Source organism: Lentzea flava, assembly GCF_014648475.1.
In the GTDB taxonomy this organism is placed as follows: Bacteria; Actinomycetota; Actinomycetes; order Mycobacteriales; family Pseudonocardiaceae; genus Lentzea; species Lentzea flava.
In genome coordinates this window covers 69,730-91,135 of the sequence record NZ_BMRE01000003.1, presented here as the reverse complement: position 1 = coordinate 91,135, position 21,406 = coordinate 69,730, and the positions used below count along the sequence as shown (strand labels likewise).

The following is a 21,406-nucleotide window of genomic DNA, read 5'->3' as shown; positions in this document are numbered from 1 at the left end:
ACGCCATCGTGCGGGTTGACTCGTTAATCAGGAAACTGGATTTCTCATTATGCGGGCAATGTCTCACACGATGACGGCCGCGCCGCCCCTGCGGTGATCCCCGCCACCCCTGAGCAGGCCCGATCCCGTCATCTCGACGACCTGACAGCCGCCGAAGAACATGCTCGGCGCGCGGAAATACGTCACCGGCATTTCACTTTCCGGTCGAATTCCCGGTTCGACGTGGAGGTGGTCTCCCCCGAGGTGCATCCGGGGCGCGTCGACGGCGTCCTGGGCGGGCATGCCGCGGTCGAGGACGTTCACGAGCACCTGCAGGACCGCGCCGCAGATCCGGCTGGAGCCCGCGCTGCCGAGCACGAGCTCGGCGCCGCCGTCGTTGGTCACGACGGTCGGGGACATCATTGACGGCAGCCGGTCGCCGGGGGCGTGGCTGAAGAAGCCGTCGGGCGAGAGGTCCTCCTCGCCCATCATGTTGTTCAGGTGCACACCCGCGATCGAGATGCCGGAGCCCGCGCCGTTGGTCGTCGTGACCGAGCAGGCGGTGCCGTCGGCGTCGAGCACGGAGATGTGCGTGGTGGAGCCGAGGCGGTTCAGGTGCGTCTTCGGGGCGGCCATCGCGCGGATCAGGTCTCGTTGCGACGGGTTGTCCGGCAACGCCTCCAGCATCTGCGTGAGCAGCGTGCCGCCCGCCGCCGGCGGCGGGTTCGTGTGGACGTCACGGCCGCGGTGGCGCGCGTGCAGCGGTTCGCGCGGGATGACGTCGTAGGCGGCGAGGTCCGCGCGGCCGAGGTCGCCGCCGGCCGCCGTGATCGTGTCGGCGATCGCGGCCGCGACGTCGCCGGTGTAGAACGGGGCCGCGCCGTCCCTGCCGAGCCGGTCGAGGGCCTCGGCGAGCTCGGGCTGGACGAGGAGCTCGCCCTCCTCGAACGCGGTGAGGCCCGCGCTGCGGGCGAGCGGCAGCAGCAGTGAGGTGACGTAGGCCTGGAACCGGTTGACGCGGTGGCCTTCGCGGGCGTGTTTCGCCGCGATGGCCACGAGTTCGTCGAGCGGCGCACGGCCGTACGCGGCGGCCTTCGCGGCACCGGCGGGCATCCCGTAGGCGGCGACCGACGACGGTCCGACGTGGAACTCCTGCTCGGCGTCACCGAAGTGGACGGTGATGGGGTCGAGCGGAGCCCGCGCGCCCGACGCCGCGCGACCGGGTGCCTCCGCCGAGAAGTCCAGCAGCACAGGGGGTTCCCCGGCCGGGGCGATGAGCATGTACCCGGCCGCGCCGAGGCCCGTCAGCAACGGCTCGGTGACGCACGACGTCAGCATCGCGGCAACGGCCGCGTCGACGGCGTTCCCTCCGGCGCGCAGCATCGCCGCGCCCGCCTGTGCGGTGAGCGGGTGACCCGCCGCGATCGCGCCTCGCACCGTCGACCTCCGTGAAGTGAAGGCAGTCAACGGTAGACCTCATCGCGATCAGCGGGCCACCCGGCCCTCACCTCACTTCTTGGTGGCCGTGTAGTTCCGGAAGTTGATGTAGGTGTCGAGGATGTCGGACGAGGCGCTCTCGACCGAGCGGTAGATGCCCCACTTCGGGCGCACGTAGTCGCCCTCGTCCGGGATCCGCACGCCGGAACGCTTGCCCTGCACCGCGATCGGCGCGTTCGCCCCCGTGCCGTTGCGCAGCACGAAGCCGACGGTGCCGCTCGAGCCCGGCGTGATCGTCCACTCGACGGTGACCCACTTGTCGCGCAGCGGGGCCAGGTTCGTGGAGGCGATGTCCGGTGCACCGGACGTGCTGAACGCGCGCGCCCGGATGGTTTCGGTGCTACCGCTGCGGCTCAACGACAGGGTCGTCCACGGGCCGCCGTTGGTGGACGGTGTCTTGGTCTGGAAGATGTGCGTGAACTTGCTTGTGCCGTGCAGCGACGACGGCATGTACATCTCGTAGGAGATGACCCACGTCTCGCCGTTCTTCATCTTGAGGGCGCTGCCGTTGGCGACCATGCCCTTGGACTCGGTGCGCTGACGGTCGCCACCACCGGTGGTGTCGCGGTCGTTCTTCCAGATGTTGAACCGGTAGTGGTCGCCCTCGACGACGATGTACTTGCCCCTGCGCTCGGGGAACTTGTTGCCGCGGTCGACCTCGATGCCCTCGAACGCCTTGAGGCCGTCGGTCGCGGGGTTGGGGTGCCACGCGGGGGCGAGGGCCGACGCGGGGTGGATCGTGACGAGCATCAGGGCGGCCGCGGTGAGGGCTGCCCTGCGGGTGATGCGCGATTCCATCGTTTCGATGCGTCCTTCCTGGCGGCGTACGACAGGGGAACACCACGAAGGTAGGAGGTCTCGACGCGTCGTGTCAACGAAAGTCACGCGTAATGCCAGAATTTGACATGATTCATCGGAGCTTGAGCGCTGGCCGGACCCTGTCGGTTGGAAGGCCGGGCAAAACGGGTAATTCGACGACCATGGAGTGGATCACTCGGCTGATGGAGGCGCTGGGATCACCCGGCGCGGGACTCGCGGTGGCGCTGGAGAACGTGTTCCCGCCGGTGCCGAGCGAGGTGATCCTGCCGCTTGCCGGGTTCACCGCCGGCCAGGGCAGGATCTCGCTCGTCGCCGCGATCCTGTGGACCACGGCGGGTTCTGTCGTCGGCGCGCTGGTGCTGTACGGCCTGGGCGCGTGGCTGGGCCTGGACCGCCTGCGCCGGGTCGCGGGGAAGCTGCCGTTCGTCCAGGTGTCCGATGTGGACAAAGCCGACGAGTGGTTCGACCGGCACGGCAACGCCGCCGTGTTCTTCGGGCGGATGGTGCCGGTCGTGCGGAGCCTGATCTCCGTGCCCGCCGGGGTGTCGGGCATGCCGATCGCGAAGTTCACGCTCTACACGGCGGCGGGCAGCCTCGGGTGGAACACCGCGCTGATCCTCACCGGCTACGCGCTCGGCGAGAACTACCAGCTGGTCGACCGCTACCTGGGCTGGGTCTCGACGGCGGTGCTGGCCGCGCTCGCCATCGCCATCGTCTGGTTCGTGGTCTCGCGCGTCAAAGCACGCCGTTCGTAGGCCACCGACGCGAGTGCGATCGCCAGTCCTGCCAGCGAAAGCGCGACACCGACCCACGCCGTGGAGGTGTAACCCCAGCCCGCCGCGATCGCCAGGCCGCCGAGCCACGCGCCCGCGCCGTTGGCGACGTTGAGCGACGAGTGGTTCGACGAGGAGGCGAGCGACGGCGCGTCCGGCGAGGCGTCCATGAGCCGGATCTGCAGCGCGGCGGCCAGGATCTGCACGACGAACCCGAGCAGGAACAGGAAGAAGAACATGAACGCGGGGACCGTCGCCGTCAGTCCGAAGAGGACGAGGATCAGGCAGACCGCGACCAGCCCGCCGAACACCGAGCCCATCGCGGACCGGTCCACGAACCGGCCGCCGAAGGTCGCCCCGAGCGTCATGCCGAGCCCGAATACCGCGAGCATCCACGGCACCGCGCTCGCCGGCAGCCCGGCGACCTCGGTCGTCAGCGGCGCGACGTAGGAGTAGACGGCGAACATGCCGCCGAAGCCGATCATGCCGGTGAAGATCGCGAACCACACCGTCGGCCGCCCGAACGCGCGCACCTCGCCCTTCATCGACGCGCCCTCGACCTTGGGCACTCGCGGCACCCATGCCGCGATCGCCGCCGCCGTGACCAGCGCGATCACCGCCACCGCGAGGTACGCCGTGCGCCAGCCGATCTGCTGCCCCGCCGCCGTCGCCAAGGGCACGCCGACAAGGTTCGCCACGGTCAGACCGACCATCACGCGCGCAACGGCCGTGCCACGCCGTTCGGGAGCCACGAGCATTGCCGCCACCACCGCCGCGATGCCGAAGAACGCGCCGTGCGGCAGCCCGGCGACGAACCGGGCGACGAGCAGAAGAGTCTTGTCCTGAGCCGCGGCCGACAACCCGTTGCCCAGCGCCACCGCGAGCATCAGCCCGATCAGCATCCCCTTGCGCGGAAGCTTGGCGCCGAGCACCGCGATCAACGGCGCACCGACGACGACACCGGCGGCGTAGAGGCTGATGGCGTGGCCGGCCTCGTAGTCGGGGATCTTGAAGGTCTCCGCGATCTGGGGCAGCAGCCCCATCGTCGCGAACTCGGTCGTACCGATGCCGAACCCGCCGAGCGCGAGCGCGGTCATGGCGCGGGTCGTGTTCACAGGGTCCCCCGGAGTTAGTTAGCTACCGGAACGACTTTACGGTCCTTCTGACGCGCTTCAGAAGCCTTCGTGCCGCTGCTCACACGCCTTTCGAGCAGGATCGAGACGCCAGCGGTGGCGAGACCGCCGATGGCCAGCAGCGCGCCGATCCAGTTCGGCGCCGTGTAGCCGAGCCCGTTCTCGATCGCGAGCCCGCCGAGCCACGCCCCACCGGCGTTGCCGAGGTTGAACGCCGCGATGTTCGCCGCCGATGCCAGCGCGGGCGCGTTCTTCGCGGTCTGCACGACCCGCATCTGCAACGGCGGCACCGTGGCGAACCCGGCCGCGCCGAACAGCACGATCGTGACGGCGGCGAGCGGCATCGAGTGGGCGGTGAACACGAAGGCCGTCAGGACCGCGGCCAGCGCGGCCAGGATGACCACCGTGCTCTTCATGACCGAGCGGTCCGCGGCCTTGCCGCCCAGCAGGTTGCCCGCGAAGAGGCCCACGCCGAACAGCACCAGCAGCCACGTGACGGCACCCGACGAGAAGCCCGCAACCTCCGTCATCATCGGCGCGATGTAGGTGAACGACGCGAAGACGCCCGCAAACCCGAGCGCGGTCATCAGCAGTGCGAGCCACACCTGCGGGTTGCGGAACACGGCCAGTTCGCCACGCAGGTCGCCGGCTTGCTTCTCCTGCCGCGGCACCAGGAACAGGATGCCGAGCAGCCCGATCACACCGAGAGCGGTCACCGCCCAGAACGTCGAACGCCACCCCAGTTGCTGCCCGAGCGCCGTGCCCATCGGCACGCCCAGAACGTTCGCCACGGTCAGACCGGTGAACATCAACGCGATGGCGCTCGCCTTGCGTTGTGGTGCAACGAGGTCGGCGGCGACGACCGACCCGACCCCGAAGAACGCGCCGTGGGCCAGCGCCGCGACGACCCGGCCACTCATCAGCACGCCGTAGGTCTCGGCCAACGCCGAGATGAAGTTGCCCGCGATGAACAGGCCCATCAGCGCCATGAGCATCGTCTTGCGCGGCAGGCGCCCGCCGAGAACGGTCAGCAACGGGGCGCCGATCACGACGCCGAGCGCGTAGCCGGAGATCAGCAGGCCCGCAGAGGGGATGGAAACGCCCAGGTCAGTCGCCACTTCGGGGAGCAGGCCCATGATCACGAACTCGGTCGTGCCGATGGCGAAGGCGCTGATCGCGAGGGCGAGCAGAGCGACAGGCATGTCACACAGTCCTTGAAGTCGTAGGTTGTCCGCGTTGGCAATAGTTGCACACGCGGACAATTGCAGGCGACTCCTGAATCGGTGAAGCCCGTCACTCCGCACACGCGAAAGGCCGGCCCCCGACCAGGGACCGGCCTTCCAGCGAGCGGTGGATCAGATGCGCGGGACCTCCACGATGGTCCTGCCGTTCAACGGCTGCACCGCCCGAGCGTTGCCCTCGGTGAACAGACCCTTGAAGCGCGCGATGGTCGCGGCCGTCACGTGCTGCTCGCCCGTCAGGTACCACTCGACGCCCTCGGTGAACGGAGCCGTGGTGAGCGAACCGGTGTAGTGCAGCGTCTGATGGTTGAACGGCAGCAACCGGTTGAGGTTGACGGGCTCGATGTCCACCGGGTCGCCGCATTCCGGGGCGAGCTTCGCCAGGACGTCGTCGACGACGGAGTGCGTGCCGACGACCAGCGGGACGCCGATCACCAGCAGTTTGCCCTCCGCGCTGCGGTGCACGAGGTGCATTTCGAGCGGCGTGTTGCGACCACCGAACTGGTGCTCAGAAGGCGTGTGGAAGTGGAACTGCACCAGGTCGTAGCGGGTGCCGGCGACGGTGACGTGACCGGAACCTGGCTGGACCTCCGCCTCTTCGGTTTCCTCGTGGTCGCGGGTCGTGCAGCCGTCGGACTTGGCCGCGTCCTTGCGGATGTACTTCAGTTCCAGCGCGGAGTAGCCGTACGTGACGTCCAGCTTGGGCGCGTGCGGGTCGAACCGGATCGCGCCGGGCGTGACGTTGACGGGACTCTGCTTCGGTGTCCCCGACTCGGCGGTGCCCACCGCGGCGAAAGACGCGGCGAGCACCAGCGGTAATAGAGCCGGAAGGGACCGTCTTAGGTTCATTGGCTCACTTTTCACCCGATCGAGTGAAAAGAGAACTGGAGTGTGGTCTCGCTCTCACCGTTCCGGATTCATTCCGGTCTCAATTGGAGGCCGACCTCTATAAGCGCGAACAACAATGGCACACTTGATCTCGATTGTCCGATTCGTTCTCATTTGCCTGGCTTTGAATTGAGCGACCACAACACGAACGCCCTGCCGAGGATCTCCTGATGAACCTGAGCGAGCTCATCGCGAAGCACGACGTCCCGGGCGCACAGGTCGCGATCCTGGCGGACGGCGAGATCCGGGACGAGGCCGCGGGCGTGCTCAGCACCCGCACGCAGGTGCCGGCCACCACCGACTCGGTGTTCAAGATCGGCTCGATCACCAAGATCTGGACCGCCACCCTGGTCCAGCAACTCGTCGACGAAGGCGCCCTGACCCTCGACGACCCCGTCCGCGACCACCTGCCCGGCTTCCGGTTGAGCGACGACCAGGCCACCGAAGCCGTGACCGCACGCCACCTGCTCACCCACACCAGCGGCATCGCGCCCAACCACTTCACCGACACCGGCTGCAACGACGACGCCATCGCGAAGTTCGTCGCCACCCTCGCCGACGAGGAGCACCTGCTTCCGCCCGGCACGCTCCTCTCCTACTCCAACACCGGGTTCACCGTGCTCGGCAGGCTCGTGGAAGTGTTGCGCGGCAAGCCTTTCCACGACGTCCTCCGCGAACAGCTGGTGGCCCCGCTGGGCCTGACCACCGTCGCCACCATCCCGTACGAGGCGATCCTGCACCGCGCCGCGGTCGGTCACGCCGGAACCGTGCCCACGAAGAAGTGGGCGGTCTCCTACCGCACGGCTCCCAGCGGCTCACACCTCGCGATGAGCGCCCGCGACCTGCTGACGTTCGTCCGCCTGCAGCTGACCGACTTCGCCGGGCTGCGCGAACCGCAGGTGAACGACGTCCCGGACTTCGGTGACGACATCTCCGGCTGGGGCCTCGGCTGGATGCTCCATCCGGGCAACGTCGTCGGTCACACCGGCGTCTCCAAGGGACAGAAGGCGTTCCTGCGCGTCGATCCGTCCCGTGGCCTGGCGGTGGCGGTGCTGACCAACAGCACCAACGGCCGGCCGCTGGCCCACGAGATCTTCACCGAGAACGGCATCGACGTGGCACCACCACCCACGCCGCCCGCCGACCCCGCCCCGATCGACGACCGGATGCACGGCACCTACCGCAATCCGTTGTACGACATCACCCTCGACAGCACGTGCCTGACCTACCGCCCGCGCAGCGACCTGGCCGCGTCGTTCCTCGGCGACCGCACGGATCCCGTCGAGGTGGTCCGGCTCGGCGACGACACGATCATCACCACCCGCGGCCACGAGGTCATGTCCCTGATCGGTTCCGACGGCACCGGTCGCGCCAAGTTCCTGCACAACGGCGGCGCGGCGTACAGGATTGCCTGATGGTCACCGTCGCCGACGTCCGCGCCGTGGCACTGTCGCTGCCACGCACCACCGAACACCTGATCCGCGACCGCGTGAAGTTCCGCGTGGGCAAGATCGTCTACGCGGCCCTCTCCCGCGACGAGACCGTGCTCGGCTTCGGCTATCCGCGCGAGGAACGCGAAGCCCTCGTCGCCGGCGACCCGGTGAAGTTCGCGTTCCCCAGCCAGTCCGACATGCGGTTCCAGTGGGTGCACGCCTCGATGGCCGAGCTGGACGTCGAGGAGATGACAGAGCTCGTCGTCGGGGCTTGGACGATGTGCGTGCCCAAGAAGGTCATCCGCGCCTACCTCGGCGAGGATTGTCTTTAGTCAACACTGAAGCTATAGAGCTGACCGTCGCGCAGTTCGGCGAACGTCCCCTCGCGGTGCGCGATCGGCCGGAACCCCTCCACCAGGCCGACGCGCGCGCCGCGCTCGGGGTCCCAGACCTCGAGCCCGGCCGTCGCGCTCACGTACAGCAGCCCGCGATGCGCCCACATGCGGCCGGACGGTCCCTCCACGGGTTTCAGCGGAGGTCCGTCCGGCACCGCGTACAGCTCGACGCCGTCGATCATCTCCTCGTAGCGGGTGCCGATCCGTTGAATCGCAACGACTTCCGACGACACCCATGCCGCCGGTTGGTCCCACACGCCGTCGCGGTCCGAGAGAGCGACACCGTCCGGATCTCCGCCCGTCCGCAGCCAGTGATCGACGTCGACGACCGAGGGCAGGCCGAACGGATGCCACACCCACCTGTCGTCGAGGAACCACCGCCCGCACGGGCTGACGGTCAACCGCCCGTGGTAGAGGCTGAAGTCGGTCTCCCGCTCGGTCAGCACCGCGCCGGTCGTCAGGTCGACCACGTCGAGCCGGTTGACGTGCGTGGCCGCGACGACGCGATCACCGGGCAGAAACGCGATCGGGAACGGTGTCGTCGTCGCGGTGTGGACGTGATCGCGGTCCAGGCTCAGCACCACCTCCCCGGAGGCGAGGTCGACCACCACGGCGAGGTTGCCGTAGTCGTTCACCACGGCGGCGTAGCGGCCGTCCGGCGACGTGTGCAGTGCCGGGACCGCCTCCCGCCACGCCTCGTCCCCGTAGTCCTCCACGACGAGCGGCGGCGGGCACACGAACCCCGCGTGGAGTGCGACGAGTCCGTCCGCGGTGCGGGCGAGCCAGTCGCCGGGCAGCGGCGCGAGGCACCCGGTCGCTGAGCAGTTCAACATCCCACGGCACGTTTTGCCGTATACCAAAACGTTTTTCCATGTCGAGACGAGAGTGAGGCGGAGACCTCGACACCGCAAAGCGATTATTCAGCGCACAGGCACCCGACCCCGCGTTCGATCCACTCCCGCCCCGCCCACTCGGGATGCCGCTCGACCAACACGGCCCGCACCTCGGCCACGACGTCGGCCTCCTTCATCGCGGAGTCGCGCCGCCGCCAGGTCTCGTCCCGCAGCTCCCGCAGGTAGTCCCGCACACCCTCCAGCACCTCCACACCACCCGGAGTTCCATGCCCCGGCACGACGAAGCGAGGCCCGGCCGCGATCAACCGGTCCATCACCCCGATCCACGCAACCCCGGACACGTCGGTGTCGTGCGGCGGGAACCACGGGAAGATCGCGAACTGCCCGGTCTCGGCGAGGTCCCCGGTGAACAGCACACCCGCGTCCGGCACCTCGATCACCTGGTCCCCCAGCGTGTGGCCGCGTCCGGTGGGCCGCAGCAGCACGGTCCGGCCGCCGAGATCGAGCGAGTGCACCCCGTCGAACACCACGTCGGGCACGGGAACCTCGGCCCCGGCCAGCCGGTCGGCGATCACCCCGCCGAACCCGCGGAACATCTCCAGGTAGCCGGATCCCTTGCGCCGCAGGTCATCCGCCTGCGCCCGGTTCACCACGTACGAACCCACGAACACGGAAGCTCCGAACGCGTGCTCCGGGTGGAAGTGCGTCGTCGTCAGGTACAGCCGCCGCCCGCGAGCCACCTCCGACGCGAACTCCAGCACCGCGGACGCGTTGGCGACACCGAGCCCGGTGTCCACGACGAGCACGGCCTGCGCGCCACCGATGATCCCGATGTTGGGCACGAGCGAGACGTCGTGGTTCGGGATCACCAGGACGTCGGACGCGATCTCGGCGGCACCGGACACGTCCACGACGGGGTCGGGAATGTTCATGCCCCCACTCCACCGCCGCACCCCGTGACCGGTCCAAGACCAAGTGGGTGGCCCCGATACCGGACGAGTATCGTGCCTGATCATGGAGCTGCGAACGCTGCGCTACTTCGTCGCGGTAGCCGAGGAACTCCACTTCGGCCGGGCAGCGCGACGGCTCCACCTGAGCCAGCCACCGCTGAGCCGCGCGATCAAACACCTCGAAACCGACCTCGGCACCACGCTGCTGCACCGCTCCCCCGCAGGCGTCACCCTCACCGAGGCGGGCCACACCCTGCTGCGCGAGGCGAAAGCCCTGCTGGACCACGCCGACCGCATCCGCGCCACGCTCGCGAAGGCCACCATCACCGTCGGCATCCTCGCCGACCACGGCGCCGCCGGACTCGCCGCGGCGTTCCGGCAGAAACACCCGAACGTCGAGGTCCGCATCCGCGAGGCCGACCTCACCGATCCCACCTGCGGCCTGCGCACCAACCAGGTCGACGTCGCCCTCACGCGCGGGCCGTTCGACACCCAGGGCCTGAAAACCCTTGTCCTGCGCCAAGATCCGATCGGTGCGGTGCTCAGAGCCGACGACCCGCTGGCCGGCCGCGAGCGCCTCACCACGGCGGACCTGGACGACCGCACCTGGTTCCAGTTCCCCGAGGGCACCGACGAGATGTGGCAGAACTACTGGAACGGCGGCAAATCCCGCCGGGGCCCGGTCGTCCGCGCGGTGCAGGAGTGCGTCCAGTCGGTGCTGTGGAACGGAACCGTGGGCCTCGCGCCGCTCGGTCACGACCTCGGTGAGCTCGTGGTCGTGCCGCTCGACGACCTGCCGCCCAGCCCGGTGGTGATCGCGTGGCGCGGGGACGACCCGCTCGTCAGGAGCTTCGTCGAGGCGGCCGTCGAGGCGTACGGGTCCTGACTTTACAACTCAGCCCCACTTGTCAAACCGTTTTACATCTCCTACGGTTTTGTAAAGCCCACGGGAGGAGCGACGATGACAGGCACCGTCACACCCGGCTCAACCGAGCAGTGGAAGGACCGCAAGCGGTATCTGTGGCTGATCGGCCTGGTGGTCCCGTCGCTCGCCTTCGTGGCGCTGGGGATGCACGCGCTGACCGGCTGGGGCGTGTGGCTGTGGACCGGCCCGGTCGTCGTCCTCCTGATCGTCCCTGCCATCGACCTGATGGCGGGCCTGGACCGCTCGAACCCGCCGGACGAGCTGATCGAGGCGCTGGAGCAGGACAGGTACTACCGGTGGATCACGTTCCTGTTCCTGCCCATCCAGTACGCGGGCTTCGTCACGGCGTTCTGGGTGATCGCGACCGGAGGTCTGTCCGTTGTGGACAAGATCGGGCTGGCGATCTCGATCGGCTGCATCGGCGGCATCGGCATCAACACCGCGCATGAGCTGGGGCACAAGAAGGAGAGCCACGAGCGCTGGTTGTCCAAGATCGCGCTGGCGCAGAGCTTCTACGGCCACTTCTACATCGAGCACAACCGCGGGCACCACGTGCGCGTCGCGACGCCGGAGGATCCCGCGAGCGCGCGGGTCGGCGAGAGCTTCTACCGGTTCTGGCCGCGCACGGTCGTGGGATCGGTGAAAAGCGCGTGGCGGCTGGAGAAGAAGCGCTACGCACGCCGTGACCGCCACCCGTACCGCATCGGCAACGACGTGCTCAACGCGTGGCTGATGTCGGCGGTGCTGTGGGGCGCGATGATCTGGTGGCTCGGGTTCGGGATCCTGCCGTACCTGGTGTTGCAGGCCGTCGTCGGCTTCTCGTTGCTCGAAGTCGTGAACTACATGGAGCACTACGGCATGCTGCGGCAGAAGGTCGGGATCCCCGGCCGCGTCCGGTACGAGCGGGTGAACCCCAGCCACAGCTGGAACTCCAACAACATCGCCACCAACGTGCTGCTGTACCACCTGCAGCGGCACAGCGACCACCACGCCAACCCCGTGCGGCGCTACCAGACGCTGCGCGACTTCGAGGAGTCGCCGGTGCTGCCCACCGGGTACGCGGGCATGATCCTGCTCGCGCTCGTGCCGCCGGTGTGGCGCCGTGTCATGGATCCGCGCGTGCTCGCCCAGTTCGACGGCGACATCAGCCGGGCGAACATCCACCCGCCCGCGCGGGCGAAGGTGCTGGCCCGCTACCCGCTGCCGCCCGCGCGGACGGTGGCACCGGCACCGGACACCGCCGCGGTGGTCGACCGGGACGCCGAGGGCGGCCGTTGCCCAGGGTGCGGTTACGTTTACGACTCCGCGGTCGGCGCTCCTCGCGAGGGCTTCCCCGCGGGCACGCCGTGGTCGGCGGTGCCGGACTCCTGGTGCTGTCCCGACTGCGGGGTGCGGGAAAAGGTCGACTTCGTCTCCATCGGAGCCCCATGACACCACTGCGCGACGCGATCCTGTCGGCCACCGCCAAGCTCATCACGGACCAGGGCTGGCAGGCGGTCACCATGTCGCGGCTGGCCGGCGAGCTGAGCGTGAGCAGGCAGACGGTCTACAACGAGGTGGGCTCCAAGCCCCAGCTGGCGGAAGCGGTCGTGCTCGCGGAGCTCGACCGCTTCCTCGCGGTGGTGACCACCGCGTTCGGCGAGCACCCCGAGGACGTGCTCGCCGCGATCAACGCCGCCGTGCGCGGCGTGCTGGAGTTCGCGCAGGACAACGCTCTGCTGCACGCCGTGGTGTCCGCGACGCACGGGGCGAACACGGAGTTGCTGCCGCTGCTCACCACCCACACCGACGGGTTGCTGGACGCGGCGAAGGCCGTGGTGTCGCGGTGCCTGGAGCCGTATGAGCTGTCGCTCGAACCACACGAGCTGGACATCGCGGTCGACCTGATCGTCCGGCACGTGCTCAGCCACGTGATGCAGCCCTCCGGCTCCCCCGCCGACACGGCCGCGGCGGTCGCCTGGGCAGCCGGGAAGTTGCTCGCCTGACCACGCTCAGCAAGGTTTGCCGCCGACGCCGTCGGCGAACCGCGCTAGGCGAGTGCGGCCTCCAGGAGGTCACCGAGCTGGTCGAGCTGTGCGGGCGACAGCGCGCTGAACGACGACTCGGTCACGCCGTCGACCAGCTCCTGACCGGCGGCTCGCAGCCGTTCGCCCTCCGCGGTGAGCCGGTGACGCACCGCCCGTCCCGGTCCCGGCACCCGCTCGATGAGCCCGCGTTCGGCCATGCGCACAGCCAGCGAGCCGAAGGACTGGTCGGTCTGGAACGTCAGCACGGCGAGGTCGTGCAGCGAGGCGTCCGGCTGCCGGTGCAGGTGGCGGAGGGTGTCCCACTGCACCAACGACAGCCCGAGCGGTGCCAGCGCCTGGCTCAGCGCGCGGTGATGACGGTGTTGCAGGCGCTTCACAGCGAGCGCGACGTCAGCGGGACGGTGCTTCACGCCGACGATCCTAACCATCTTGCTTATATAAGGAAGCTTATCTAAGGTTCCTTATATGGAGACCCTTCAGGCATACCTGCTGCTGCACGGCGGAGGCGGCGTGCACACGATGACCGCGTTCGCGAACCTGCTGGCCGAACGCACCGGAGCCAGGGTGCTGACGCCCACCCACCCCGGGTTCGGCGGCACGCCCAGGCCCGCGGAGCTGACCGGCGTCGCCGAGCTCGCCCGGTACTACGTCACGATGCTGGACGAGCTCGGCCTCACGGACGTGACGGTGCTCGGCAACTCCTTCGGCGGCTGGCTGGCCGCCGAGATCGCCCTGTGCGCGAGCCCGCGCGTCACGTCGGCCGTGATCGTCAACGGGATCGGCGTCGAAGTCGACGGTCACCCCGTGACCGACATCAGCGGCTTCACCCCCGCCGAGGTCCAGTCGTACTCCTGGCACGATCCGTCCAGGGCGCCGAGGCCGTCCGGCACAGGTCCGAGCCCGGACGTGCGGGCGCTCATCGGCTACGCCGGCCCGTCGATGTCCGACCCGTCCCTGCTCGACCGGCTCCGCGACGTGAAGATCCCCGTGCGCGTGCTGTGGGGCGAGAGCGACCGCATCGTCGGCTCCGCGTACGGCAAGGCCTACGCGGCCGCGATCCCGTCGTCGACCTTCACCGTGCTCCCCCGCACCGGCCACCTGCCGCAACTCGAGACGCCCGAGGAGCTCCTCGGGGCCCTGCTCGCCGCCGGCTGACGACCTGCCGCCACTGGTCCGCGCCGAAACGCGGCTCAGCCGTCGTGATCACCTGTGGGCAGTGCCCGCCCGGTGAACCCGACGTGCGCCTCGCGCCGCGCCCTCTCGACCAGGTGCGGGTAGTGCAGGTCGAACGCCGGCCGGTTCGAGCGGATCCGGGGCAGTTCGGTGAAGTTGTGCCGCGGCGGCGGGCACGACGTCGCCCACTCCAGCGAGTTGCCGAAGCCCCACGGGTCGTCGGCCTCGACGACCTCGCCGTACCAGTAGCTCCTGATCACGTTCCAGATGAACGGCAGCGTCGAGGCACCGAGCACGTAGGCGCCGATGGTGGACAAGGTGTTGAGCGCGGTGAAGCCGTCCGACTCCAGGTAGTCGGCGTAGCGGCGGGGCATGCCCTGGTTGCCCAGCCAGTGCTGCACCAGGAACGTGAGGTGGAAGCCGATGAACGTCGTCCAGAAGTGCAGCTTCGCCAGGCGTTCGTCCATCATCCTGCCGGTGATCTTCGGGAACCAGAAGTAGATCCCGGCGAAGGTCGCGAACACGATCGTCCCGTAGAGGACGTAGTGGAAGTGGGCGACCACGAAGTACGTGTCCGAGACGTGGAAGTCCAGGGGCGGCGCGGCGAGCAGCACCCCGCTCAGCCCGCCGAACAGGAAGGTCACCAGGAAGCCGACGGAGAACAGCATCGGCGACTCGAACGTGAGCTGTCCCTTCCACATCGTGCCGATCCAGTTGAAGAACTTGATCCCGGTCGGCACGGCCACGAGGAACGTCAGCAGCGCGAAGAACGGCAGCAGCACGGCACCGGTGGCGTACATGTGGTGCGCCCACACCGCGACCGACAGCGCGGCGATCGACAGCGTCGCCCAGACGAGTCCCTTGTAGCCGAAGACCGGCTTGCGCGAGAACACCGGGATGATCTCCGAGATCACCCCGAAGAACGGCAAGGCCAGGATGTACACCTCGGGATGGCCGAAGAACCAGAACATGTGCTGCCACAGCACGACACCGCCGTTGGCCGGGTCGAAGACGTGCGCTCCCAGCAACCGGTCCGCGAGCAGCCCGAACCCGGCCGCGGTGAGGATCGGGAAGACGACCAGCACCAGGATGCTGGTGACCAGGATGTTCCAGGTGAAGACCGGCATCCGCCACATCGTCATGCCGGGACCGCGCAGGCACACCACGGTCGTGACCATGTTGACCGCGCCGAGGATGGTGCCGAGACCGCCGACGGCGACACCGACGATCCACAGGTTCGCGCCGACGCCGGGCGAGTGGGCCGCGTCGGACAGCGGGACGTAGGCGAACCAGCCGAAGTCGGCGGCGCCGCCTGGGGTGAGGAACCCTCCCAGCATCAGCAGGCCGCCGAACAGGAACAACCAGAACGACAGCGCGTTCAGCCGGGGGAACGCGACGTCCGGTGCGCCGATCTGCAACGGCAGCACGAAGTTGGCGAACCCGAACACGCTCGGCGTCGCGTACAGCAGCAGCATGATCGTGCCGTGCATGGTGAACAGCTGGTTGTACTGCTCGGCGGACAGGAACTGCAGCCCCGGCCTCGCCAGCTCGCCGCGGATCAGCATGGCCATGGCCCCGCCGACCAGGAAGAAGGCGAAGGTCGTCACGAGGTACATCACGCCGATCTGCTTGTGATCGGTCGTGCGGAACAGCTGCAGCAACGCCGAGCCCTTGCGCGGGGCTCGTGCGGTGTCGGGGTGAACTTCGATCGGGGCGGGAACCAGTGCCGTCACGGATCTCTCCAGCGTCGTCCGGGGAACCCCCACAGACTGATCTCGCTGGAGCGAGCCCTTCAGGGCCCAAGGTCACCTCGGTCAGGGACCCGCGTCCCTAGAAGTGATCGTTCTCGGTCAGCTCGTGCTCGATGGCGTCGGCACGGCTCACCAGCAGGCCGAGCGGTCGTTCGAACTCCTCCCGCACGCTCAGGTCCTCGAGCGGCACCACGTGCTTGAGCAGCGCGATCCCGTCGACGACCGCCGCGCCACCCACCTCGGGCTCACCGGCGAGTTCGAGCAGGCGGCGCAGGTCGATCTCGTCGGCGCGGCCGACGGGCGAGGAGATCTCGAGCCACGCCGTACCGTCCACGTCCGGCAGGTGGTGCACGGCGACCTGTTGCGTCCGCTCCCCCGCCGTGTCGAGCCGGAAGCGCAGCCACTCCTCGGTCTCCTCCAGCACCTCGTACCGGAGCCGGACATAGTTGATCACTTCGATCCACGACGTCACGCCAGGACCCGCCCCTCACGCCACCGTTCGCCGCTCTGCCGGTGACCACCGTAGAGCCAGAAGCCGCGTCAGTGGCGGAGACGCCCCGCCGCGAGCCTGCCGGAGATGAGCACCGGCGGGATGCCGACGCCCGGTGTGGTGCCGCTGCCAGCCAGCACGACGTTGCCGTCGCGGAACGGCAGGTTGCGCGGGCGGAACGGGCCGGTCTGGGCGAACGTGTGGGCGGCGGAGAACGGGGTGCCCGCGGCCTGGCCGGCCGCGGCCCAGTCGTCCGGCGTCACCACGGCGAGCGGCTCGGGGTCGACGACGAGCTTGCGGGCCGTCATCTCGGCGATCAGCTCCTCGGCGTAGCGGTGCGCCACCGCGTCCCAGCGGATCGGGGCGCGGTCGAGGTTCGGGCACGGTGCCAGCAGGTACTGCAGGTGCCGGTCCGGCGGCGCGAGGGCCCGGTCGGTCAGGGTCGGCGTCGTCAGCAGCAACGACGGGTCGCTCATCAGCTCGCCCCGCCGGATGATCTCGTCGAACGTGCTGTCCCAAGCAGCGCCGAACGAGATCGTGTGGTGCGCCAGGTCGTCCGCCACGCGGGCGGCGGACAGGTGCACCACGACCGCGGACGGCGACCACCGCAGAGGCGTGATCCGGCGCGGCCGGCCGCGCAGCAACCGGGTGCTCTGCGCGGGGCCACAAGCGAGCACGACCGCGTCGCACGGGAACCGCGCGTCCGGCGTCCGCACGGCGGACACGCGGTTTCCCGAACGTTCGAGCGACTGCACCTCCACGCCGTACTCGAACCGCACGCCCGCGCTCGACGCCGCGTCGGCCAGCGCCTGCGGAACGGCACGCATTCCGCCGCGCGGGAACCACACGCCCGCCACGGTGTCCATGTAGGCGATGACGGCGTACGCGGCGAGGGCGTCCCGCGGTGCGACGCCCGCGTAGAGCGACTGGAAGGTGAAGACGCGCCGCAGCCGGTCGTCGTGCAGGAACCTGCCCACGGCCTTGGCGAGCGAGCCGAAGCCGCCGAGCCTGGTCAGCGTGACCAGCTCCGGCCCGAGCAGGTCGAGCGGCGAGTCGAAGCTCGCGCCGATGAACCTGTCGCGTTCTGCCTGGTAGAGCCGGTGCAGCCAAGTCCTGAGCTCGCGATAACCCTGTGCCTCGCGGTCACCGGCGAACTCGCGGACCTCCTGCTCCATGCGGGCCGCGTCGGTGTGCACGTCGAGCGCGCTGCCGTCGGCGAACGTCGCCCGGTAGGCCGGGTGCAGCGGCAGCAGCTCCAGGTGGTCCTCGCGGCGCGCGCCCACCGCGGCGAACGCCTCGTCCAGCAGCTCCGGCATGGTGAGCACGGTCGGACCGGTGTCGATCAGGTGGCCGGCGACGTCGAGCCTGCCCGCGAGGCCGCCGGGGTGCGGGCGCTGTTCGAGCACCGTCACCTCGTGCCCAGCGCCGCGCAGGTGCAGCGCGGCCGACAGCCCCGCGAGACCCGCTCCCACCACGACCACGCGGTCCGTGCGGCCTTTCACGACGTGCACCACGGGGATCTCCTCAGGTCGTTCGCGTCACGGCGCGGCCAGCCAGGCGCACCAGCACCCGGCGTGCCTCGTCCTCGATCACCGCGCGCTCCAGCGCGGCGAGCCCCGAGGTCGCGAGCAGCTCGATGTGCTCCTCGACGGCGGCGACGGCACCCAGCTCCACCAGCAGCGCGCACACGTCGTCGACGGTCCGGTCGCTCACCGGGCCACCATCGAGGCATCGCCGCAGCAGTCTCAGCGCGGCCGGCCGGTCCTGGGCACGGGAGAGCGCCATGGCCATCAACGGTGTTCGCTTGCCCTCCCTGAGATCCTCGCCGACGGGCTTCCCGGTGACCGAGGTGTCGCCGAAGACGCCGATCAGGTCGTCGCGCAGCTGGAACGCCACACCGATGTCGTGCCCGAACGCCCGCAGGCACTCGACGACCTCGGGGCGCGCTCCCGCGAGTGCGGCACCGAGGTGCAGCGGCCGTTCCACGGTGTACGCGGCGGTCTTCAGCGCCGCCACCCGCACCGCGTGCTCCAGCGACTCGTCCCGCCGCGCGACGGCGAGGAGGTCGAGGTGCTGGCCCACGATCATCTCGGTCCGCATGGCCTGCCAGGGTTCCCACGCGCGCCGCAGCGCGTCGGAGGGCAGGCCGGCGGTCACGAGCGCGTCGTCTGCCCACGCCAGCGCGAGGTCACCGACCAGCACGGCAGCCGAATCGCCGTACTGGCGAGCGCTTCCGGCCCACCGCTCCCGCCGGTGCCGCGCGGCGTACAACTCGTGCACCGACGGCCTGCCGCGGCGGGTCGGCGAGCGGTCCATCACGTCGTCGTGGACCAGCGCGCAACACTGCAGCAGTTCCAGCGCCACCAGCGCCCGCACCACGGCGTCCGCCCGGTCCGCGCCACCCGCGGCCCGCCATCCCCACCAGGCGAACGCAGGCCGGATCCTCTTGCCGCCGGCGAGCACCATCCCGCGCAGTTCCGTGGCGAGCTCAGGCGCGTGGTCGTGCCTGGAGTGCAGGAAGTCGTGCAGGGCCCCTTCGAAGAGGACGGCGAAGTCGTCCACCTGCGACGTGCGAGCGTTCACGCTGGTCAGCAGCGACATCGTCGCCCCCTCGGAGTCGGCCGGGATTGCGGTGAATCGAGCTAAGCAGCGCGGTGAGCGGTCTGCATGATGAGTGCCGCTCGTTGTGCGGGAGGCAACTCACCGACTTAGCGTTGAGGAATGTCGGCTGAGCGTGAACTGGACGCCGCGGGCGTCACCGTCCCCGCACTGCGTGAGGCGTACCGGCGCTGCCGTGCGCTCAACGCCGAGCACGGGCGAACCTATTACCTGGCAACGAAGTTGCTCAGCCCGGAGCAACGACCTGCCGTCCACGCGCTGTACGGGTTCGCCCGCTGGGTGGACGACATCGTCGACGATGTCCACAGTGGACAGAGCGAGAAGGTCACCGCCCTCGATGGCATCGACGCGCGCCTGAAGGCAGCCTTGGCGACCGGGACGACGGACGACCCGGTGCTCGCGGCGCTGCTCGACACCGTGCGCCGCTACGACATCCCGGTGATGCACTTCCACGACTTCATGGCTTCGATGCGGATGGATCTCACGATCACCGACTACCCCACGTACGCCGACCTCGAACGCTACGTGCACGGCTCGGCCGCCGTGATCGGGCTGCAGGTGCTGCCGGTGCTCGGCACCAGCGCGCCCCGCGAGGAGGCCGAACCCGCGGCCGCCGCGCTCGGCATCGCCTTCCAGCTCACCAACTTCATCCGCGACGTCGGCGAGGACCTCGACCGCGGCCGCGTCTACCTGCCCGCGGACGAGCTGTCCGCGTTCGGCGTCGACCGGGAACGGCTGCTGCACGCGCGGGCGTCGGGTCATGCCGACGACAAGGTCCGCGCGGCGCTGCGCGACCAGGTGCGGCGCGCGCGGGAGGTGTACACGCGGGCGTGGCCCGGCATCGCGATGCTCGCGCCGCGCTCACGCCCGTGCGTGATGACCGCGTACCGGCTCTACGGACGCATTCTCGACCTCGTGGAAAACGCCGACTGCGACGTGCTCTCCCGCCGTGTCGTCGTGTCCAACGGCAGGCGGCTCGCCGTCGCGCTGCCCGCACTCGCACGGGCGGTTCTCGCCCGTGCGGCCTGAAAGGACGTTCATGCGCAACCGCATCCCGTTGCGGATCTACTCCAGCCCGCCGTGGCGCGAGCAGCGGCCGACGTGGCAGGACGCGAAGCCCGCGCTGATCGAGGCCGCGCTGAAACGCGCCACCGCCCGTCCGTCCGGCAACTGGTTCGTCGCCGGGGCCAGCAGGGACGTGGTGCGCGGCAAGGTCTGCGGACGCACGATCGCCGGCCGTGAGGTCGTGCTCTGGCGCGGCCCGCACGACGTGCTGATGGCGGGCTCTGGCTCCTGCCCGCACCTCGGCGCGCCGCTGTGCGACGGTGCCGTGGCCGGCGGCGAGCTGATCTGCCGGTGGCACGGGCTTTCGTTGAACGGCAAGCGTTTCGGGGCGTGGACGCCCTATCCCGCGCACGACGACGGTGTGCTCGTGTGGGTCCGTCTGGACGAGGCGAGCGGCGAGGAACCGTTGCCCGCGCCGGTGCTGCCCGCGCGGCCGCCGGAGGGCTCGATCGACGCGGTCGCCACGCTGATCGGCCGCTGCGACCCCGAGGACGTGGTGGCGAACCGGCTCGATCCGTGGCACGGCGCGTGGTTCCACCCGTACTCGTTCGCGAACCTGCGCGTGGTGGAGACACCGACCGAGGAACTGGACCGCTTCCTGGTCGAGGTCACCTTCCGGCTGGCCGGACGGGTCGGCGTGCCCGTCGTCGCCGCGTTCACCTGCCCGGAGCCGCGAACCGTCGTGATGCACATCGTCGAAGGCGAGGGTGCGGGCAGCGTCGTCGAGACGCACGCGACGCCGATCCGCGAGGGCAGGACCGCCGTGGTGGAGGCGACCATCGCGCACTCGGACCGGCGCGGGTTCGCGCTGGCCAGGCCGGTCGCGGCCGCGTTGCGACCGGCGATGCGGTGGGCGGCGGCCCGGCTGTGGCGCGACGACCTCGCCTACGCCGAACGCAGGTACGCCCTGCGGCGCGACGGCCGCTTCCCCGGCTGAGCGCGTCGAGTTGAAACGATTTTGAATCGATTCTAGGCTGGGCACGTCATCGTGGGTTCGACTCGCCGAAGGACGTGCGCCATGCCCGAACTGTCCCGCTTGCCGCGACCGGTCACCGAATCGTGGGACTGGCAGCTGTCCGGTCTGTGCCGAGGCATGAACAGCTCCGCCTTCTTCCACACGCCCAACGAACGCGGTGCCGCGCGCGAGGCCCGTGAAGCGGCGGCGAAGGCGATCTGCCAGCGATGCCCCGTCATGCAGGAGTGCCGCTCCCACGCGCTGGAGGTGCACGAGACGTTCGGCATCTGGGGAGGTCTGGGCGAGAGCGAGCTGCGGGCCATGCTCGCCGAGCGCGCCCGCGAGTCATGACCTGCGCGCCGCGGGCGGGCACCGCCGCTACCTGGACGCGGACGTCGCTCTCCACCGACACGCGGTCGAACGCAGGCGCCCCACCACG

Annotated in this window: 22 protein-coding genes; 10 read left to right on the top strand and 12 right to left on the bottom strand. The window is 69.7% G+C overall.

Going from position 1 to position 21,406, the window contains the following annotated elements; genetic code table 11:
* Positions 1 to 63: 63 nt before the first annotated feature.
* Both IEZ09_RS07080 and IEZ09_RS07075 read right to left on the bottom strand, forming a co-directional pair.
* Complete coding sequence (locus IEZ09_RS07080) at positions 64 to 1,416, bottom strand: gamma-glutamyltransferase (protein WP_229812309.1); 1,353 nt, start codon at positions 1,414 to 1,416, stop codon at positions 64 to 66.
* 72 nt (positions 1,417 to 1,488) lie between these two features.
* Positions 1,489 to 2,274 carry a hypothetical protein gene (locus IEZ09_RS07075; RefSeq protein ID WP_189252777.1) on the bottom strand — a complete coding sequence of 262 codons (786 nt, stop codon included), beginning with the start codon at positions 2,272 to 2,274 and terminating at the stop codon, positions 1,489 to 1,491.
* Between the two features lie 182 nt (positions 2,275 to 2,456).
* Between IEZ09_RS07075 and IEZ09_RS07070 the strand changes: the two genes are divergently transcribed.
* Positions 2,457 to 3,050 (top strand): DedA family protein, encoded by a 594-nt coding sequence (locus IEZ09_RS07070; RefSeq protein ID WP_229812308.1) that lies wholly within the window; start codon positions 2,457 to 2,459, stop codon positions 3,048 to 3,050.
* Here IEZ09_RS07070 and IEZ09_RS07065 read toward each other — a convergent pair.
* The 3 genes from IEZ09_RS07065 to IEZ09_RS07055 all read right to left on the bottom strand — a co-directional run bounded on the left by IEZ09_RS07065 (position 2,957) and on the right by IEZ09_RS07055 (position 6,252).
* The gene (locus IEZ09_RS07065; RefSeq protein WP_229812307.1) at positions 2,957 to 4,183 is read right to left on the bottom strand and encodes an MFS transporter; all 1,227 of its coding nucleotides are present in this window, start codon (positions 4,181 to 4,183) and stop codon (positions 2,957 to 2,959) included. The genes IEZ09_RS07070 and IEZ09_RS07065 overlap by 94 nt on opposite strands.
* Before the next feature lie 14 nt (positions 4,184 to 4,197).
* Positions 4,198 to 5,403, bottom strand: coding sequence for an MFS transporter (locus IEZ09_RS07060; RefSeq protein WP_189252775.1), 1,206 nt, complete (start codon positions 5,401 to 5,403; stop codon positions 4,198 to 4,200).
* Positions 5,404 to 5,556: 153 nt separating this feature from the next.
* Positions 5,557 to 6,252 (bottom strand): carbonic anhydrase family protein, encoded by a 696-nt coding sequence (locus IEZ09_RS07055; RefSeq protein ID WP_189252774.1) that lies wholly within the window; start codon positions 6,250 to 6,252, stop codon positions 5,557 to 5,559.
* Positions 6,253 to 6,500: 248 nt separating this feature from the next.
* Here IEZ09_RS07055 and IEZ09_RS07050 point away from each other — a divergent pair, with 248 nt between their 5' ends.
* Entirely contained in the window at positions 6,501 to 7,745 is a 1,245-nt protein-coding gene (locus IEZ09_RS07050; RefSeq protein ID WP_189252773.1) for a serine hydrolase domain-containing protein, read from the top strand.
* Positions 7,745 to 8,095, top strand: coding sequence for an MmcQ/YjbR family DNA-binding protein (locus tag IEZ09_RS07045; RefSeq protein ID WP_189252772.1), 351 nt, complete (start codon positions 7,745 to 7,747; stop codon positions 8,093 to 8,095). Before IEZ09_RS07050 ends, IEZ09_RS07045 begins: the two co-directional genes overlap by 1 nt.
* Here the strand turns inward: IEZ09_RS07045 and IEZ09_RS07040 are convergent.
* Both IEZ09_RS07040 and IEZ09_RS07035 read right to left on the bottom strand, forming a co-directional pair.
* A complete protein-coding gene (locus IEZ09_RS07040; protein WP_189252771.1) occupies positions 8,092 to 8,991 on the bottom strand; it encodes a YncE family protein in 900 nt (299 codons plus the stop codon). The genes IEZ09_RS07045 and IEZ09_RS07040 overlap by 4 nt on opposite strands.
* 83 nt (positions 8,992 to 9,074) lie before the next feature.
* Positions 9,075 to 9,944 (bottom strand): MBL fold metallo-hydrolase, encoded by an 870-nt coding sequence (locus IEZ09_RS07035; protein WP_189252770.1) that lies wholly within the window; start codon positions 9,942 to 9,944, stop codon positions 9,075 to 9,077.
* 82 nt (positions 9,945 to 10,026) lie between these two features.
* Here IEZ09_RS07035 and IEZ09_RS07030 point away from each other — a divergent pair, with 82 nt between their 5' ends.
* The 3 genes from IEZ09_RS07030 to IEZ09_RS07020 all read left to right on the top strand — a co-directional run bounded on the left by IEZ09_RS07030 (position 10,027) and on the right by IEZ09_RS07020 (position 12,872).
* Positions 10,027 to 10,848 (top strand): LysR family transcriptional regulator, encoded by an 822-nt coding sequence (locus IEZ09_RS07030; RefSeq protein WP_189252769.1) that lies wholly within the window; start codon positions 10,027 to 10,029, stop codon positions 10,846 to 10,848.
* Between the two features lie 75 nt (positions 10,849 to 10,923).
* On the top strand, positions 10,924 to 12,318 hold the full coding sequence (locus IEZ09_RS47670) for a fatty acid desaturase (RefSeq protein WP_189252768.1): 1,395 nt from the start codon (positions 10,924 to 10,926) through the stop codon (positions 12,316 to 12,318).
* Positions 12,315 to 12,872: a TetR/AcrR family transcriptional regulator gene (locus IEZ09_RS07020; protein ID WP_189252767.1), complete on the top strand. Its 558-nt coding sequence runs from the start codon at positions 12,315 to 12,317 to the stop codon at positions 12,870 to 12,872. The genes IEZ09_RS47670 and IEZ09_RS07020 overlap by 4 nt, the downstream gene beginning before the upstream one ends.
* A 44-nt stretch (positions 12,873 to 12,916) precedes the next feature.
* Here IEZ09_RS07020 and IEZ09_RS07015 read toward each other — a convergent pair whose 3' ends face one another.
* Positions 12,917 to 13,324 (bottom strand): MarR family winged helix-turn-helix transcriptional regulator, encoded by a 408-nt coding sequence (locus IEZ09_RS07015; protein WP_189252766.1) that lies wholly within the window; start codon positions 13,322 to 13,324, stop codon positions 12,917 to 12,919.
* A gap of 55 nt (positions 13,325 to 13,379) precedes the next feature.
* Between IEZ09_RS07015 and IEZ09_RS07010 the strand changes: the two genes are divergently transcribed.
* Complete coding sequence (locus IEZ09_RS07010) at positions 13,380 to 14,069, top strand: alpha/beta fold hydrolase (RefSeq protein ID WP_189252765.1); 690 nt, start codon at positions 13,380 to 13,382, stop codon at positions 14,067 to 14,069.
* Positions 14,070 to 14,104: 35 nt separating this feature from the next.
* On the opposite strand, the gene ctaD is transcribed toward IEZ09_RS07010, so the two are convergent.
* From ctaD to IEZ09_RS06990, 4 genes are all read right to left on the bottom strand, one after another.
* Complete coding sequence (gene ctaD / locus IEZ09_RS07005; protein ID WP_189252764.1) at positions 14,105 to 15,820, bottom strand: aa3-type cytochrome oxidase subunit I; 1,716 nt, start codon at positions 15,818 to 15,820, stop codon at positions 14,105 to 14,107.
* A 97-nt stretch (positions 15,821 to 15,917) separates the two neighbouring features.
* A complete protein-coding gene (locus IEZ09_RS07000) occupies positions 15,918 to 16,310 on the bottom strand; it encodes a hypothetical protein (protein ID WP_189252763.1) in 393 nt (130 codons plus the stop codon).
* 68 nt (positions 16,311 to 16,378) lie between these two features.
* Entirely contained in the window at positions 16,379 to 17,839 is a 1,461-nt protein-coding gene (gene crtI, locus IEZ09_RS06995; protein ID WP_229812341.1) for a phytoene desaturase family protein, read from the bottom strand.
* A gap of 13 nt (positions 17,840 to 17,852) precedes the next feature.
* A complete protein-coding gene (locus tag IEZ09_RS06990; RefSeq protein ID WP_189252761.1) occupies positions 17,853 to 18,929 on the bottom strand; it encodes a polyprenyl synthetase family protein in 1,077 nt (358 codons plus the stop codon).
* Positions 18,930 to 19,049: 120 nt separating this feature from the next.
* Here IEZ09_RS06990 and IEZ09_RS06985 point away from each other — a divergent pair, with 120 nt between their 5' ends.
* The 3 genes from IEZ09_RS06985 to IEZ09_RS06975 all read left to right on the top strand — a co-directional run bounded on the left by IEZ09_RS06985 (position 19,050) and on the right by IEZ09_RS06975 (position 21,318).
* Positions 19,050 to 19,976, top strand: a complete 927-nt coding sequence (locus IEZ09_RS06985) for a phytoene/squalene synthase family protein (protein ID WP_189252760.1) — start codon at positions 19,050 to 19,052, stop codon at positions 19,974 to 19,976.
* A 10-nt stretch (positions 19,977 to 19,986) separates the two neighbouring features.
* Positions 19,987 to 20,949 carry a DUF5914 domain-containing protein gene (locus IEZ09_RS06980; RefSeq protein WP_189252759.1) on the top strand — a complete coding sequence of 321 codons (963 nt, stop codon included), beginning with the start codon at positions 19,987 to 19,989 and terminating at the stop codon, positions 20,947 to 20,949.
* 81 nt (positions 20,950 to 21,030) lie between these two features.
* Positions 21,031 to 21,318 (top strand): WhiB family transcriptional regulator, encoded by a 288-nt coding sequence (locus IEZ09_RS06975; RefSeq protein ID WP_189252758.1) that lies wholly within the window; start codon positions 21,031 to 21,033, stop codon positions 21,316 to 21,318.
* The last annotated feature ends 88 nt before the right edge of the window (positions 21,319 to 21,406 follow it).

What these genes read in the sequence shown, in the direction of transcription:
- IEZ09_RS06990 (WP_189252761.1), bottom strand. Translation starts at nt 18,929, where the DNA reads ATGTCGCTGCTGACCAGCGTGAACGCTCGCACGTCGCAGGTGGACGAC.
- IEZ09_RS07035 (WP_189252770.1), bottom strand. Translation starts at nt 9,944, where the DNA reads ATGAACATTCCCGACCCCGTCGTGGACGTGTCCGGTGCCGCCGAGATC.
- IEZ09_RS06980 (WP_189252759.1), top strand. Translation starts at nt 19,987, where the DNA reads ATGCGCAACCGCATCCCGTTGCGGATCTACTCCAGCCCGCCGTGGCGC.
- IEZ09_RS06975 (WP_189252758.1), top strand. Translation starts at nt 21,031, where the DNA reads ATGCCCGAACTGTCCCGCTTGCCGCGACCGGTCACCGAATCGTGGGAC.
- IEZ09_RS07070 (WP_229812308.1), top strand. Translation starts at nt 2,457, where the DNA reads ATGGAGTGGATCACTCGGCTGATGGAGGCGCTGGGATCACCCGGCGCG.
- IEZ09_RS07040 (WP_189252771.1), bottom strand. Translation starts at nt 8,991, where the DNA reads ATGTTGAACTGCTCAGCGACCGGGTGCCTCGCGCCGCTGCCCGGCGAC.
- IEZ09_RS07010 (WP_189252765.1), top strand. Translation starts at nt 13,380, where the DNA reads ATGGAGACCCTTCAGGCATACCTGCTGCTGCACGGCGGAGGCGGCGTG.
- IEZ09_RS07075 (WP_189252777.1), bottom strand. Translation starts at nt 2,274, where the DNA reads ATGGAATCGCGCATCACCCGCAGGGCAGCCCTCACCGCGGCCGCCCTG.
- IEZ09_RS07045 (WP_189252772.1), top strand. Translation starts at nt 7,745, where the DNA reads ATGGTCACCGTCGCCGACGTCCGCGCCGTGGCACTGTCGCTGCCACGC.
- IEZ09_RS47670 (WP_189252768.1), top strand. Translation starts at nt 10,924, where the DNA reads ATGACAGGCACCGTCACACCCGGCTCAACCGAGCAGTGGAAGGACCGC.
- IEZ09_RS07020 (WP_189252767.1), top strand. Translation starts at nt 12,315, where the DNA reads ATGACACCACTGCGCGACGCGATCCTGTCGGCCACCGCCAAGCTCATC.
- IEZ09_RS06985 (WP_189252760.1), top strand. Translation starts at nt 19,050, where the DNA reads ATGTCGGCTGAGCGTGAACTGGACGCCGCGGGCGTCACCGTCCCCGCA.
- IEZ09_RS07030 (WP_189252769.1), top strand. Translation starts at nt 10,027, where the DNA reads ATGGAGCTGCGAACGCTGCGCTACTTCGTCGCGGTAGCCGAGGAACTC.
- IEZ09_RS07060 (WP_189252775.1), bottom strand. Translation starts at nt 5,403, where the DNA reads ATGCCTGTCGCTCTGCTCGCCCTCGCGATCAGCGCCTTCGCCATCGGC.
- IEZ09_RS07050 (WP_189252773.1), top strand. Translation starts at nt 6,501, where the DNA reads ATGAACCTGAGCGAGCTCATCGCGAAGCACGACGTCCCGGGCGCACAG.